Raw genomic sequence first — 13,897 nt, forward strand, 5'->3', positions numbered from 1 at the left:
TTGACCTAGTTGTGGGGCAGCACCGAAAAATACGAGAGGTCGAGCGACGAGCCCGAAACGACCAGGGCCGCCAAGCCGGAAACGATTATGGCGGTCAGCACTAACCACTCGACACCGGTAATGTCGGCTTTGCGCTTAGGCGGACGATATTCGGTGGGCATCGCTCTTTACCCTTCTTCAGCCCTTGCAACGGGCGTCAACGGCCTTGGGATCAACATGGGAACGCTGCTGGCGTAGCTGTCGTATTCAGGGAAAGTGCGTCTGAGGACGCGCTCCTCGTTGAACATCCGCCGTAACTGGAAGGCGAAGTGGGCGGCACCGACCAGCAACGCGGCCAGCGACCAGTTGGCGATCAGGAACCCGACGGCGCTGATTGCCTCCGCAGCATACAGCGGGTGGCGGACGATTGCATAGGGACCGGTCACGACGAGTTTGCGAGCTGATGCCATTACCGAGAACGAGCGCCCTAGCCAGAACAGACAGTAGATCGACAGTGCCGTGCCGATGAGGGCCAGGACGGTCGACGCGACGAGCATCCCAGGTCCGGCGGTGCCCCGCGGCAGCACTATGAGGACCATCAGCCCAAACGTCCCCGCGAGCGCGCTCAGTCGGGGCTCTATCCCCTCCGCGCTCCGCCGCGGCGGCAGTCGAACCACTGTCAGGCCGACGACCAAGCACAAGAACAGCAAACCCAGCAATCGCGAAGAGAGGACGAGCGGCCAGAATTCTATGCTCTCCCGAAACCGAATGACCGCTACGATCGAGGCGACCTGCTGCAGCGCCAGGTAAAAGAAGACGAGTGTAAGGAAAGTCTTGCCCAGAAGATCTTCGATCCTGCTGATCATGGGTGCGTGTCTCCTGGTTGTTGCTGCGATAACGCGCCCGCAGGAACTCGAAGCTGCTTGAGTGGATAGGCGAGTTGCTGGTGATAGAGCGGGGGCACCGGATCATCGGTGCCGTAGACCCTCGGCATACGCTCAGGCATGTACAAAGTGCCAGCGAGGGCATCGATGAAGGGCAGCTGGCCGGCGAAGTTTTTGTCGTAGGCCTGTCGCTCGTTGGCATGGTGCCAGTGATGGAATTGAGGAGAGGCGAGCACCCATTTGAGAGGGCCGAACCTGATCCGAGTGTTTGAATGGATCAAAAGCGACTGCGCCTGATAAATCAAAGCATAGATCGCGATTGCAGATCCGGAGAAGCCAAGAGCGTAAACCGGAATCAGGGAGGCAGCCGAGGTCACGATCTGGTCGACCGGATGAACACGATGCGCGGCCAGCCAATCCATCTCCTCGATGCTGTGGTGGACAGAGTGAAACTTCCACAGGAACGGCACGGAATGGAAGGCGCGGTGCGCTAGGTAAAATCCTATATCGGCAACAAGAGTGACCTCGATCGCCTGCAACCATATCGGCTGGGCTTGCACCACAGCGAACACGCCTCCCGGAATGACAAACCGGATGGCGATCATGATCGAGCCGACCAGGGCGATGAAACCGAGCTTGATCAGAATGCTGTTGAAGAAGAGGTAGATCACGTCGTTCAGCCAGTGCTTTCGCAGCACTTTCTGATCAGCGTGAAGCGGGAGAAGCCGCTCGAGCGGAATGAAGATCATGGCGATTATCAGGATCGCCTTCAGGTCGATGAGCTCTAACATGTAACACCCGATGATTGCTTGTTTTGGCTCGGCGCATCGAAAAGCCGCCAAAAAAAGAAAACGGCAGCAGCAGAGACATACCCGTCCACCGCATAGTGCCAGCCGAAGTAGACCGAGCCGAGCAACGTCAGGGCGGCGAAAGCCCATCCCGCGAGCCCGAGCCACCGGTTAATTTGCGTCAGAAAGAGTGCGTTCAGGCTTGCAACTGCCACGTGGATGCTCGGCATTGCTGAGATGCCGGCGAAGATGTCCTCCGCGCCGGAAACATAGGCGGCATATAGCCGCTCGGCGACAAAGAAATGGTATCTGGCGTCCGGGTTTTGTTTGAGTGTCAGGACGAGCTCTGCGAACCGGCCTTCACCGAAAAACTGATCATAGAATATGGGCCCGACGGAGGCAGTTACGGCGGCCAGCAGGGTGCCCAGGACCGCGTAAGTCGCGGCGAATGATCGCAGGTATCTTGATCGCAGCCGATCGCTTGGGTGGAAGGCGGCCAAGGCAATGCAGCCGATGAACTCGAGCAGCCAAAGTGGGAAATAGACGATGAGCATGGGTTGCATCGCGATCGGGGGAATTATGGAGTGCACCAAACGCCACGGATCGCCGAAGTGAATCATGCGGTCAGTCTCTGCGAGAGCGTGATCTGCGTAGAACGGAACGACGAGCGGGATATGGAACTTCACTGTCCAGAACGCCGCCATGCCGACGCATATAACCGCAGCGATGACAAGCGCTCCGCTTCCTCGGCGCCTAATGATGCCGGCCACGTGGCTGAGAGGTGCCGTCGGGCGGCTAACAATGGCGGAAGCCAACAGACCGAGGGCGGACAGGACAAGCGCTGCGGGCAGCACTTGCAGCGCGAATGCGCTCAGGTTCCGCATGTACAGCGCGGGAGCGAAACTGAAGGCCGCGATCACATAGGCTCCGCAAGAGATGCTCAACCACCGCGACGGTCGCCTTGATGCGGAAGTGCTGATTACAGCTTCGGTCATAATAGGTAGCCCCCATATCCCACGCGATTGAACCACTGGTTGCGCCTGACGGCAATATCATCCTTTCTGGTTAGTTAATGGGGTCAACACCGATGGCAACTCCTCCGGTTCCGGACGACGTGATCCTGCGCTCGCTTGAGGCGTTGGCGGCCTGCGGCGGGAACCAGTGCAGGGCCGCCGAGATGATCGGCATCAGCCGGGCCGGGCTACAGGGTCACTTGAAGATGGCCGCACGCCGGGGGTTGGTTGCGCCGGCCAATGCCGCGCAGGTGATGCCCGGATTTGAGGTCACGCGAGTCCAGACAGGCCCGCGCGGAACCACGATCGAACAGAAGCCGGGGCCGGGAGAAGTCTTCACCGTCCCGGAAGGCCACAAGATCAAGGGCGTCTCCGCCTTCATCGATCCGGACGGCCGAGTCCGCGGGCAATGGGTGAAGACGCGGGAAGGGGAGCCGGATCCGGAGCGCACCGCCGAAATCATCAAGGCCGCATTCGAAAACTTCGAACCGAAGGCTCCGATCGTGCTTCCGCCGCGGGACAGCGATACCGAAAGGCTGACGGCCTACATCTTCTGCGACTGGCATGTCGGGCTGTTCGCCTGGGGTCGGGAGACGGGCGGGGCCGATTGGGATCTGACCATCGCTCGAGAGACGCTTTCCGCCGCGGTGCGTGAGATTGTCGAGACGTCGCCGCCAAGTGCTCAGGCGGTCATTCTCGGCCTTGGCGACCTTCTCCATGCTGATAACGGCCGGAACATGACGGAGCGATCCGGCAACGTTCTGGACGTCGACACCCGCTATTCCAAGTGCCTCGAAACCGTCTGCGACCTGATGGCCGAATCCTCGGAACTGATCGCGGCGAAACACAAGCACGTCGAAGCTGTCTTCAAGCCAGGCAATCACGACGAGAACAGCACCGTGGGCATCCGCCAGGCGCTCCGCATGTACTGGCGGGATAATGAGCGGGTTTCCGTCGACACCAGCCCGGACGCTTTCTACTGGCGCCGCTTCGGCGTCAACCTGATCGGCGGGACGCATGGAGACAAGGCGAAGCCCCCAGACCTTCCGATGATCATGGCGAACCGGCGGAAAGAAGACTGGAGCGCCACGGCGACCCGACACATCCACACCGGTCATATTCATCACGATACGGAGCGCGAGATCGGCGGCGTGCATGTCTATTCGCACCGGGCTCCGGTCGCACAGGACGCCTACCACGCCTGGCACGGCTATCTCTCCGGCCGATCGATGAAGAGCTACACCTATCACGTCGAGAAGGGCGCCAGAGGCCATTCCGAAGTCGAAATCTCATGAGGCAACCATGGCGCGCTTCCACATCAGGGTCACGAAAAACGAAGACGGCAGCATCAAGCGCGAATTGATGCGGGAAGAATACAAGATCGCGGACGTGTCGAAGGCCGAGATCATCGACATGCTGATGCAGTTTTCGAGCTCGCTCCGGTACGACTGACCCCGCGTTATACCCTTTCCGCAGATTCGTTATAACCGGCATCTCCCCATAGGAACCCCCATGAAACTGATCGCCGATTGGCGGGCGGTGCTGCGCTATGCGTGGTCGTTCCGGCTGAACATCCTTGCCGCCCTGCTTTCCGGGCTCGAGGTCTGGTTCACGTTTATCAACCCCGAAAGCCTGCCGATCCCGCACGGCACGTTCGCCGCCTTGGCGTGCGTGACGACCATCCTCGCGAACATCGCCCGCTTCGTGGCGCAAACGTCCATCTCAGGAGGAAAGCCCGATGAGTAGGCTTAAGAAGGCCGGCAAGATGACGGCGATCGGTGCGGCCGCAATCGCCCTCGTCGGCGCATGGGAAGGGCTGCGCACAGTGGCCTATCGCGATGTTGTCGGGATTCCCACCGTCTGCTTCGGCGAGACCCGCGGCGTAAAGATGGGCGATCGGTATTCGGTCGACGAATGCAAGGTGATGCTCGGTGACGCGCTCGTTGAGTTTGAAGCCGGTATGCGCGCTTGCCTGAAGAACCCCGACGGCCTGCCTGACAAGGTCTATGTGTCGTTCCTGTCCGCCTCCTACAACATCGGGACGCGGGCGTTCTGCGGCTCGTCAATGGCTCGCAAGGCGAATGCCGGCGATCTCCGCGGTGCGTGCGATTCCCTGGCGCTCTGGAATAAGGCCGGCGGCCGCGTCGTCAAGGGCCTCACCAATCGCCGCGCCGAAGAGCGCCGGCTTTGCCTTGAGGGGCTGTGATGCTCGGTCGCTTCTTGGACTGGGTTTATATCGCCGTCGGCGCGCTCGCAGCCTTTGCACTCTTCAGCCTGTACGACGGCATGGTCGACGATCCTCTCGTGAGACGTGAAGCGCTCCGGGGGTACGTCCTCAAATCGGAACGCGATGCAATCGCCTCTCAGCTTGCCGAGGAACGACGTCGAGCGCTCGCTGCGGCACAGACAGCCGAAGAGTTCAAACGGCGATACACGGCCCTCTCTGAGCGGAACAAGGCCAACAGCGAAAAAGCGGAGCAGGACATTGAAAGCGACAACCGCACTGACGACGGCGCTCCTCGGGTTACTTCTGGGGATCTCGACTGGCTGTCAAAGCACTAACCAGCGCCTCCAGCAAGCCGCCATCCAGCAAGGACAGGCGAGGGCGACGGTGATCCTGCCCGACCTTCCGCAAGCCTGCCGCGATGCAACCGGCGTCGTGAACCCGAAAGAGGGCGAGAAATGGCGCGGCGTCCAGCTTCGATGGCAGGTGGTCCGTGAGAACGAGAACGAGATCAAGACTGCATGCGCTGAATTCTACGACCAACTCCGGCAACGCCTGGCGAAAGGGGAATGACATGCTGAAGGGCATCATCTTGGGCGCGCTGTCTCTGATCGCGCTGGCGTTCATCCTCTTTTGCTTCTGGGTCCAGCCCGCCGTGGCGCAAGTAGACCCCAGCACATGTGCACCGCGCCGCGAGTTGATCGATTCGCTAAAGGCCACCTACGGAGAAACCGAATCCTGGGTCGGCAAGGACGCCAAGGACAAGGCCGCTGTCTTCCTGCTGATGACGGGCAAGAACGGATCTTGGACCTTGCTCAAGGTCATGCCCGACGTCGCCTGCGTGATTGCAGCCGGATCCGAATCCACCAACCTGTTTGGAACGCCGGTATGACGACCGAAAGCGAAACCCAGCGCAGCCTCGGCCGCCTCGAGGGCAAGCTCGACATGATCCTGGCCGATCAGGAACAAGCCCGGTTTGCCCGTCAACATCAAATGGAAAAGTCGGAAGCGATCGAGCGCCGGCTGGATGCGACCGATCAAAAGCTCTCGTCGGTCACCGACCGCTTCAATGAAGCTGCGCCGATCATCTCGGATATCAAGCGGTGGAAGGAACGGTTCATTGGGGCGCAGATGCTCATTGCCGGCGTCTTCGTCGCCATTGGCGGGGGATTGCCCTGCTGTGGAAATGGCTGGCCGTGAAGGTCGGGATGCAGTGACGGCGGCGAGTGAAACAACCCGCCGCCGTTAGAGACACGCCTATTGCCTCAGTGACACGGCTATATTGATTCTATTCACAGTTCTCGAAGCCTTCCAAGCTGAATACGCGGGTTCGATTCCCGCTACCCGCTCCAAACCTCCATTGCACCGTTCCGCAGTCTTTATATGAGACTTTAGGGAATTGCCGCATATGCCTGATTGTGTTGACTTTCATGGCTTTGGGCGATCTATGGGCCGGCGTTTGGCGAATCTTCGTGACAAACTTACGAAGTGGGGTCAGGCTGTACCGTCAAGCGGACGCAATTAAGTCTTGCGCAAAGGCCGCGAAACCCTTAAACGGCTCGACAAACCGGCCCAGCCGGCTGATCCATCGTATTTTTGACCACAGGAAGCGTACCCATGGCAAAGAGCAAATTCGAGCGCAACAAGCCGCACGTGAACATTGGCACGATTGGCCACGTTGACCACGGCAAGACGTCGCTGACGGCAGCGATCACGAAGTATTTCGGCGAGTTCAAGGCGTATGACCAGATCGACGCCGCGCCGGAAGAGAAGGCCCGCGGCATCACGATTTCGACGGCGCACGTCGAGTACGAGACGCCGAACCGCCACTACGCGCACGTCGACTGCCCCGGCCACGCCGACTACGTCAAGAACATGATCACCGGTGCCGCGCAGATGGACGGTGCGATCCTCGTCGTTTCGGCTGCCGACGGCCCGATGCCACAGACGCGCGAGCACATCCTGCTCGCCCGCCAGGTTGGCGTTCCGGCGATTGTCGTGTTCCTGAACAAGGTCGATCAGGTCGATGACGCCGAGCTGCTGGAGCTCGTCGAGCTGGAAGTGCGCGAACTGCTGTCGTCCTACGAATTCCCGGGCGACGACATTCCGATCATCAAGGGTTCTGCGCTGGCCGCTCTCGAAGATTCCGACAAGAAGATCGGCGAAGACGCGATCCGCGAGCTGATGGAAGCGGTCGACGCCTACATCCCCACGCCGGAGCGTCCGATCGACCTGCCGTTCCTGATGCCGATCGAAGACGTGTTCTCGATCTCGGGCCGTGGCACGGTCGTGACCGGCCGCGTCGAGCGCGGCATCATCAAGGTCGGTGAGGAAGTCGAGATCGTCGGCATCCGTCCGACGACGAAGACGACCTGCACGGGCGTTGAAATGTTCCGCAAGCTGCTCGACCAGGGCCAGGCCGGCGACAACATCGGTGCGCTGCTTCGCGGTGTCGACCGCAACGGCGTCGAGCGCGGCCAGATCCTGTGCAAGCCGGGTTCGGTCACGCCGCACACGCAGTTCAAGGCCGAAGCTTACATCCTGACGAAGGAAGAGGGCGGCCGTCATACGCCGTTCTTCACCAACTATCGTCCGCAGTTCTACTTCCGCACGACGGACGTGACGGGCGTCGTGACGCTGCCGGAAGGCACGGAAATGGTGATGCCGGGCGACAACGTGACAGTCGACGTCGAACTGATCGTGCCGATCGCGATGGAAGAGAAGCTGCGCTTCGCGATCCGCGAAGGCGGCCGCACCGTCGGCGCAGGCATCGTCGCCTCGATCATCAAGTAATTTCGGCCACAACCGGATTTCGAGACCCCGCGGGCGACTGCGGGGTTTTTCTATGTGCGGTCGACAGCGTCGGGCATCTGTCAAGTCGGACAGCGCTGTGTGATGTCTGCAACAGTGTGAACAGGGTTCTGCCCGTCGCCGCCAAGTATCTAAGGTCTTTGCCGCCAGGCTGTGCTATTCTCCGATCCCGATGAATGTCCGCGTGGCACGGTTACGGCCGAGGATCGGAATCCCCAATGAGAAGACGTATCGCGGCGCGGTTCACCGCTGCCGGCATCGCTCTGATTTGCGTGGGCCCTTTCGCGCCGGCATTGGCGGGTGAAAGCGGCCCGCTTGTCTGGGCCCCCTCCAGGACCGGCTCCAATGCCTATAGGCTCCGGTTCGGCCTCCGCTCACCGGGCCTATGGGAGACTGCGGGCGGCGCCGAGATGTCGATGAAGGCGGCTCCCTCCGGCAAGATCGTCCCGCCGGAGGCGCCGGTTCGCCTCTGGGGCACGGTCTCGCGCAGGAGCGTCCCGCGGGCGGCCCAACGCTCTTCTCGGATCAGTATGGCGTTCGATCCGGTGACCGGCGCCGGCAATATCGGTGCAGGTTCCGCAAGGACGTGGATCCTTACCCCGATGCTCGATGTGGAGGTCCAGCGGAACATCGCCGTTCAGTGCAATGTCTATGAAAAGCACTGCGATCGCCCCAGGTTGACGCAATCCGCGAGGCTCGCCTCCACCGCAGCGAGGACCTCGATTGCGGTGCAGAGCAGGCTATCGGGTGAAGGCTTCAGCGGTCTCGACCGCATTCGCGTCGAAAAGGGGTCGGCAATCTCGAACTCGGCGCCGCTGTCGTCGACCCGTTGCTGGCACCGCGTAGTCTGTTCACCCTGCGCTACAGTTGGAAGTGGTAAGCTGCGAGCATGCATCTTGCATCTTGCGCAACGAGGTGAAGCAACTAACCTGTTTGTGTCTTTTCAAGGGGGGCGTCATGAAAAAGCGTATTCTGTTCACCGGCGGCGCCGGCAAGGCCGGGCGGCATGCGGTGCCCTATCTCGTCGAGGCGGGCTATGAAGTGCACAATGTCGATCTCGTGCCGCTCGACAGTCCCGGCGTCACCAATCTGATCGCCGACATCACCGACGGCGGCCAGATGTTCAACGCGCTTTCCATGCATCGCGATTTTCCCGATCTCGATCCGGGGCGGGGGCCGCAAGGCTTCGACGCCGTCGTTCACTTCGCCGCCGTTCCGCGAATTCTCATCAAGCCGGACAATGAGACCTTCCGGGTCAATGTAATGGGAACCTATAATGTGATCGAAGCGGCGGTGAAGCTCGGGATCCGCAAGATCATCATTGCCTCCAGCGAAACAACCTACGGCGTTTGCTTCGCCGAGGGCCACCGGGACTTCCATCACTTTCCGCTCGAGGAGGACTACGACGTCAATCCAATGGATTCCTACGGGCTTTCCAAGGTGGTGAACGAGCAGACGGCACGGGCTTTCGCGGAGCGTTCCGGATTCGATATCTATGCCTTGCGCATCGGTAATGTGATCGAGCCGCACGAATACGAGCACTTCCCGCACTATTTCGCGCATCCGGACATCCGCAAGCGGATTGCATGGAGTTATATTGACGCGCGCGATCTTGGCCAGATCGTCAAGCTCTGCATCGAAAAAGACGGGCTCGGCTTTGCAATCTTTAACGCCGCGAATGACACCGTCTCTGCCGATACGCCGTCTCGCGAGCTTGCCAAGCGCTTCTACCCGAATGTTCCGTTCAAGCGGGAGATCGGCGAGTTCGAGGGACTTCTTTCGAATCGTAAGATTCGCGAGGTGCTCGGCTTTGAGGAACAGCATGACTGGCGAAAATACGTGCGCGTCGACCGCTGAGCTGGTTCATTCAAGTCGCAAGGAAAGGCGCGGTGCCGGCGGGGCGCGAGCACCCTCGCGAGAGAGAGGCGGGGAGCGGCGCGGAAATTTTCCCGGATTTTTCCGCTTTTGTTGCAAATGCGCTTGAAAGCGCCCGTCAAACTGAATATGAAGCCGCTGACTTGAGGCGCTTCCCGCGGTATTTGGATGGCGCCACGATCATAGGGGTATAGCTCAGTTGGTAGAGCGGCGGTCTCCAAAACCGCAGGTCGGGGGTTCGAGCCCCTCTGCCCCTGCCATTTCTTTCAAGCACTTGGCATAGACAAGCCGCGGAAACGGGCTCTCCAGCGCAATCTGGACAACGGATTTGGACAACGGGGGCGGCACCGGTCTCCTCAAGGCCGTTCCTCCGGGCTCGTTCCCGGACCCGTCGAAGCGGAACCCGCGTCGGTGCGGGCGGCGGTTGCGTTTCGCTCGGACTTCCTGAACCTGCGTGCCGCCAGGTGCTCCCACCGTGCCCGCGCCTGCTCCTTCCCGGACGGCAGCGCCAGAATCCAGGCCCAGACGTCGCCACCCAGCCACCTCAGATCACCGCCGGGCAGCCGAAGGGCGCCGGGGAAGCGACCGTCGCCTTCGTAGCGCCAGAGGGTTGTGCGCGAAAGCCCGGTGATGAGCTCCACCTCCCTGCGCCTGAGCAGTCGCATCATCTCGTCCCATCCCATGGGTTGCCTCCAAAGCGCAAGCTGTAGCGTTCGCGTTCCGGCATCGGGAACGCGGCACTCAGTCGAATGATTTGACGGTTGAGGTGATCCTAGCACTAAAATTCCACGACGTAAAGCCTATCTGGATTTGTGTTCTACCGAAGCGCCGAATGAAGTCGAATGGGCGACCATAATTGTTGACATAAGGAAAAATCGTTCCGAAACGAATCCAGTGGCCCTGCGGCTCTGCGAATGCGGGCGGACCGACGCCGATCACGGCAATAAAAGTTGACATTGGCCGCGCATGATCGTAATGCTTACAGAGTGAGCATAATGTTTTGATTTAGGGACTCGTTGTTTGCGACGGGTGGACGTCGCTGTTTGGGCGCGAATCCTTCAGGGATTCGAGTACGCCATGGACGTCGGCGGCGACGGGAGGCGGTCTCGGCGTGACGGCGCCGGATCCGGCGGACGGGGCGCCGAGACGTCCCAATCCTGAGGAGGTATCCGGAGAACGCGGAGCGACACGGCAATCGAAAGGACAGGATGTCGTCGAGATGATGCGCGCCCGTCGGCGCGAGCAGGATTCCTCTGACCAACCCGAGGTCATTCCGACCCCGCGGTTGCGACGCCGGGGCTCCCGCTTCGGCCGCCTCCGATACATCGGCAGGAACTCCGCCCTTGCGGGGAATGAACGTGAACTCGCGACGGTGCGAGACGTGAGCAGGAAAGCGCTTGAACTTTCATTGGATGGACAGCGAGACGGTAGAACGCCTTCTCGAAAGCATTCACAGCGCGAACGCGGGGGGGCTGGACCAAGCCGTCATCGCGGAAGCCCCCTTGCTGGAGTGCTATAGGACCGCTGTGGGGCACGCATTCGCCCTGACTGGCATCGTGCAGGGGCATCCCCGCATCGATGACGGACGCAGGGTCGTCACCAGCCAGCTTTTCTACTTGGATCCGAACCTGGGCATCGCCCGGACGATGAACCGGTGGTATCGCCTCGGCGCCCGCGACAGAAGCTGGGGGCAATGAGATGAGGTTCGAGATTGATCGCGCGCTCGCCCGAAAGCAATCCGGGGATCCCGGCATATTCCTCGCGTCCTGCACTCTCGTGCGCGCACTGCGGGCCGCCGGGCTGTTCCGGTCTGGTGCCACCGGATTTGTCATCTTCGTGGTCCCAAGGGGCTACCGCACGCAGGAATACGAAGCGGCAGCATTGAGCCTCCTGGGACCCGAGCGTGGTGATTGGCTGGACCAGCAGGTCAAAGTTCAGTTTGCCAATCCACCCAGGAAGAAGGGCGTCCCCCAAAAGCGCGTGTCCGTATTCGACCTCACGGGGCTGGAGGTGCTGATCGCCAGGGACATCGGCGAGCTCCCGAAAGACGTGCGCTTTGCAGCCACGGCGGTTATGCTGGTGGAGCGGCCAACGCCGGGACACATCAATGCCGTACGCCGGCTCTCGGGGCGGACGCCATTCTCCCGGGAGGTGGCAACTCTACTGGCAGAAAAGCCGCAGAACGCCCTTCTCGCCGCGGTTCTTCAGCCGAACATGGCTGAAGGCAGGATTGGCGAAGTCAACGATTTGAATCGCTGCGAAACCGGCGCGCCAAGCCTCTTCGAATTGCCGGGGTATGAGGAACTGAAGCCGTGGGCGAGAAGGCTCTCGTCTGACCTCGCCCGCTGGCGGAGCGGCGAGCTGCCCTGGAGACTTGTCAATCGGGGCGCCCTCATATCCGGCCCTCCCGGGACCGGCAAGTCCCTCTTCGCGTCGGCGCTGGCCAACGCGCTTGGTGTGAAGCTGATCTCGACCACGATAGGGAGCTGGCAGTCAGAAGGCCATCTCGATGACACGCTCGCGGCGATGAGGAAGAGCTTCAGCGATGCCGATGACGGGGAGGGCTCGGTCCTGTTCATTGATGAATTCGATAGTATCGGAAGGAGATCCGCTCGTCCCACTCACCGCAATGACCACTATTGGCAGGTCGTCCTCAACGATTTTCTCTACCTGTTGAGCAACCTGGGCGATGGCGTGGTGGTGATCGGGGCCACAAATCTTCCCGAGTGGATCGATCCAGCTATCTTGCGCGCCGGGCGCCTCGAAAATCAGTTCGAGCTAGCTCTCCCAGACCACAAGTCGCGGGCCGGGATCTTAAAGCATCATGCTGGTGATGCCATATCGCTCGATTCCCTGTCCGATATCGCCGAGAACTTGGACGGCGCCTCGGGGGCTGACCTCGAGAAGCTGGTGCGCGATGCACGCGAGGCTGCGCGAAGCGAGGATCGAGAGCTGGAACTACGGGATCTCATCAACCGCCTCCCGGAGAAAATGCGATACACGGCGGAACAGCAGCTCAGGCTTGCGGTCCACGAAGCCGGACATGCCCTGGTCTCGCTCGCGCTGGGATATGCAACGAGCGTGACCATCGAGATCAAGGACAGCTTTGATCCGACTGCAACAGAGTTTCTTGGGGGGCTGGCATCATACACCCTGGTTCCGGATCACTTTCCAACGGAAACGAGTCTGCGCAATCGCATCGCAGTGAGCTACGCCGGGATGGCGGCTGAGGCAGCGGTGTACGGCGATCGGTCAGTCGGCTCGGGTGGCACGGTTGGCAGCGATGTCGAACGGGCGACCTCAATTGCCCGGCGGATGGTTGGAAGCTTTGGGCTCGGCAAGACGCCAATTTTTCTCGGCACTCCTAAAGACCTCGGAAACGGGCCGCTGCCCGAACGGCTGGAAGCGGAAGTGGCGCAAATGCTGTCGGAGGAGTGGGAGCGGGTGCTCGCGATGCTCACGGAGGGGCAGAAACGCATCCTTGACCTGGCGGCCGAAGTCGTCACCAATCGTTCGGTGAGGATCGAGCGCGATGGAATAGCGGAGGCCGCCTAGCGGCATCCGGGCGATGCCATCCGTTCGCTAGCGGCACCGCCATTGCAGCGGCAGGGCATTCAGCCGGCCGCTGGTGGAGGGCGTATGCACACTCGTTGCTGAGATAGTGAACGGTTGGCGGCTGCTGCGAAATCGGAGTCAGGCATGTCACACGGCGGAAAGGACGATGCAGGCAAGGCCGGCGACGCCGGCCGGATCGGCGAAGAGGCAGACCACGACGAAACGCTCGGCGAAGCTTTGTCAAGAGAGGGATTCGAGCCGGCCAAAGTCGGTCGCAAAGTCATGTCGCAAGGGAGACGCAGAGAGCCTTTGAAGAAGGGGCCTCCCAAAGGCTCCAGCAGGTAGACGTTTCCGGAATGTGACCGATATGCGCGCTCCTTCTCCCCCCCCGACTTCCACTACCGAAGCTTGATCCATCGGCAGTCTTCCTTCCTCGAGGCACGTGCGGCTCTATTAACCGCATACCGTCATCCCGTCCGCCAGGGTGGGCGCATGGGCTGCGCCATCGGCGAACCCGCCGCCGAGCGCAGGCTCCGGCACTGATTGTTCAAGACCCGGAAATACTGGCCGGCGCGATTTCGAAACGTGGGATCGGATCATTGTGCTGCTGGATGCTCAGGTGCGAGGGATAGCAGAAGCGCTCCCATCGCCGCCCGTGGATATGAAATGCGTTTGGGGGTTGCCTCGATGCGATCGTCTATGCCCTGGGGCGGCGCTTGCGTCCTCGATGGCTTGGCGAAGGCGGATGGGATCAGGTTTCGGCAATAT

Annotated in this window: 17 protein-coding genes and 1 tRNA gene; 13 read left to right on the plus strand and 5 right to left on the minus strand. The window is 60.9% G+C overall.

All coding sequences use genetic code 11. The features are described from left to right. Positions 1-5: 5 nt before the first annotated feature. Genes SJ05684_RS29495 through SJ05684_RS05165 form a run of 4 tightly spaced genes read right to left on the minus strand, consistent with a single transcriptional unit; the run spans position 6 to position 2,571 of the window. A complete protein-coding gene (locus tag SJ05684_RS29495) occupies positions 6-161 on the minus strand; it encodes a hypothetical protein (protein ID WP_157212019.1) in 156 nt (51 codons plus the stop codon). A gap of 6 nt (positions 162-167) precedes the next feature. Then, positions 168-845 (minus strand): methyltransferase family protein, encoded by a 678-nt coding sequence (locus SJ05684_RS05155; protein ID WP_034858751.1) that lies wholly within the window; start codon positions 843-845, stop codon positions 168-170. Continuing rightward, positions 842-1,654, minus strand: coding sequence for a sterol desaturase family protein (locus tag SJ05684_RS05160; RefSeq protein ID WP_034858754.1), 813 nt, complete (start codon positions 1,652-1,654; stop codon positions 842-844). Before SJ05684_RS05160 ends, SJ05684_RS05155 begins: the two co-directional genes overlap by 4 nt. Beyond that, the gene (locus SJ05684_RS05165) at positions 1,648-2,571 is read right to left on the minus strand and encodes a phosphatase PAP2 family protein (RefSeq protein WP_050980189.1); all 924 of its coding nucleotides are present in this window, start codon (positions 2,569-2,571) and stop codon (positions 1,648-1,650) included. The genes SJ05684_RS05160 and SJ05684_RS05165 overlap by 7 nt, the downstream gene beginning before the upstream one ends. 167 nt (positions 2,572-2,738) lie before the next feature. Between SJ05684_RS05165 and SJ05684_RS05170 the strand changes: the two genes are divergently transcribed. The 11 genes from SJ05684_RS05170 (at position 2,739) to SJ05684_RS05220 (ending at position 9,834) form a co-directional block, all read left to right on the plus strand. Further along, on the plus strand, positions 2,739-3,959 hold the full coding sequence (locus SJ05684_RS05170; RefSeq protein ID WP_034858757.1) for a helix-turn-helix domain-containing protein: 1,221 nt from the start codon (positions 2,739-2,741) through the stop codon (positions 3,957-3,959). Positions 3,960-3,966: 7 nt separating this feature from the next. Continuing rightward, positions 3,967-4,116 carry a hypothetical protein gene (locus SJ05684_RS29500; RefSeq protein WP_157212020.1) on the plus strand — a complete coding sequence of 50 codons (150 nt, stop codon included), beginning with the start codon at positions 3,967-3,969 and terminating at the stop codon, positions 4,114-4,116. A 60-nt stretch (positions 4,117-4,176) separates the two neighbouring features. Continuing rightward, on the plus strand, positions 4,177-4,410 hold the full coding sequence (locus SJ05684_RS05175; protein WP_034858760.1) for a DUF7940 domain-containing protein: 234 nt from the start codon (positions 4,177-4,179) through the stop codon (positions 4,408-4,410). Further along, positions 4,403-4,870: a lysozyme gene (locus SJ05684_RS05180; protein WP_050980190.1), complete on the plus strand. Its 468-nt coding sequence runs from the start codon at positions 4,403-4,405 to the stop codon at positions 4,868-4,870. The genes SJ05684_RS05175 and SJ05684_RS05180 overlap by 8 nt, the downstream gene beginning before the upstream one ends. Further along, on the plus strand, positions 4,867-5,226 hold the full coding sequence (locus SJ05684_RS05185; protein ID WP_157212021.1) for a hypothetical protein: 360 nt from the start codon (positions 4,867-4,869) through the stop codon (positions 5,224-5,226). Before SJ05684_RS05180 ends, SJ05684_RS05185 begins: the two co-directional genes overlap by 4 nt. A gap of 49 nt (positions 5,227-5,275) precedes the next feature. Further along, positions 5,276-5,461, plus strand: a complete 186-nt coding sequence (locus tag SJ05684_RS05190) for a hypothetical protein (RefSeq protein ID WP_050980192.1) — start codon at positions 5,276-5,278, stop codon at positions 5,459-5,461. A gap of 1 nt (position 5,462) precedes the next feature. Then, positions 5,463-5,780 (plus strand): hypothetical protein, encoded by a 318-nt coding sequence (locus tag SJ05684_RS05195; protein WP_034858763.1) that lies wholly within the window; start codon positions 5,463-5,465, stop codon positions 5,778-5,780. Continuing rightward, complete coding sequence (locus SJ05684_RS05200; RefSeq protein WP_095694214.1) at positions 5,777-6,088, plus strand: hypothetical protein; 312 nt, start codon at positions 5,777-5,779, stop codon at positions 6,086-6,088. Before SJ05684_RS05195 ends, SJ05684_RS05200 begins: the two co-directional genes overlap by 4 nt. Before the next feature lie 417 nt (positions 6,089-6,505). Continuing rightward, positions 6,506-7,681, plus strand: a complete 1,176-nt coding sequence (gene tuf / locus SJ05684_RS05205) for an elongation factor Tu (RefSeq protein ID WP_034859927.1) — start codon at positions 6,506-6,508, stop codon at positions 7,679-7,681. A 975-nt stretch (positions 7,682-8,656) separates the two neighbouring features. Beyond that, positions 8,657-9,556: an NAD-dependent epimerase/dehydratase family protein gene (locus SJ05684_RS05215; protein WP_034859477.1), complete on the plus strand. Its 900-nt coding sequence runs from the start codon at positions 8,657-8,659 to the stop codon at positions 9,554-9,556. Between the two features lie 202 nt (positions 9,557-9,758). Next, positions 9,759-9,834, plus strand: a tRNA-Trp gene (locus SJ05684_RS05220). Between the two features lie 96 nt (positions 9,835-9,930). On the opposite strand, the gene SJ05684_RS05225 is transcribed toward SJ05684_RS05220, so the two are convergent. Further along, the gene (locus SJ05684_RS05225) at positions 9,931-10,257 is read right to left on the minus strand and encodes a helix-turn-helix transcriptional regulator (protein WP_050980225.1); all 327 of its coding nucleotides are present in this window, start codon (positions 10,255-10,257) and stop codon (positions 9,931-9,933) included. 714 nt (positions 10,258-10,971) lie between these two features. Between SJ05684_RS05225 and SJ05684_RS05230 the strand changes: the two genes are divergently transcribed. Together SJ05684_RS05230 and SJ05684_RS05235 are read left to right on the plus strand one after the other, a co-directional pair. After that, positions 10,972-11,271: a DUF6634 family protein gene (locus SJ05684_RS05230; RefSeq protein ID WP_034859478.1), complete on the plus strand. Its 300-nt coding sequence runs from the start codon at positions 10,972-10,974 to the stop codon at positions 11,269-11,271. A 1-nt stretch (position 11,272) separates the two neighbouring features. Continuing rightward, the gene (locus SJ05684_RS05235) at positions 11,273-13,129 is read left to right on the plus strand and encodes an AAA family ATPase (RefSeq protein ID WP_050980227.1); all 1,857 of its coding nucleotides are present in this window, start codon (positions 11,273-11,275) and stop codon (positions 13,127-13,129) included. Positions 13,130-13,897: the final 768 nt, after the last annotated feature.

The organism is Sinorhizobium sojae CCBAU 05684 (genome assembly GCF_002288525.1).
GTDB classification, from domain to species: Bacteria; Pseudomonadota; Alphaproteobacteria; order Rhizobiales; family Rhizobiaceae; genus Sinorhizobium; species Sinorhizobium sojae.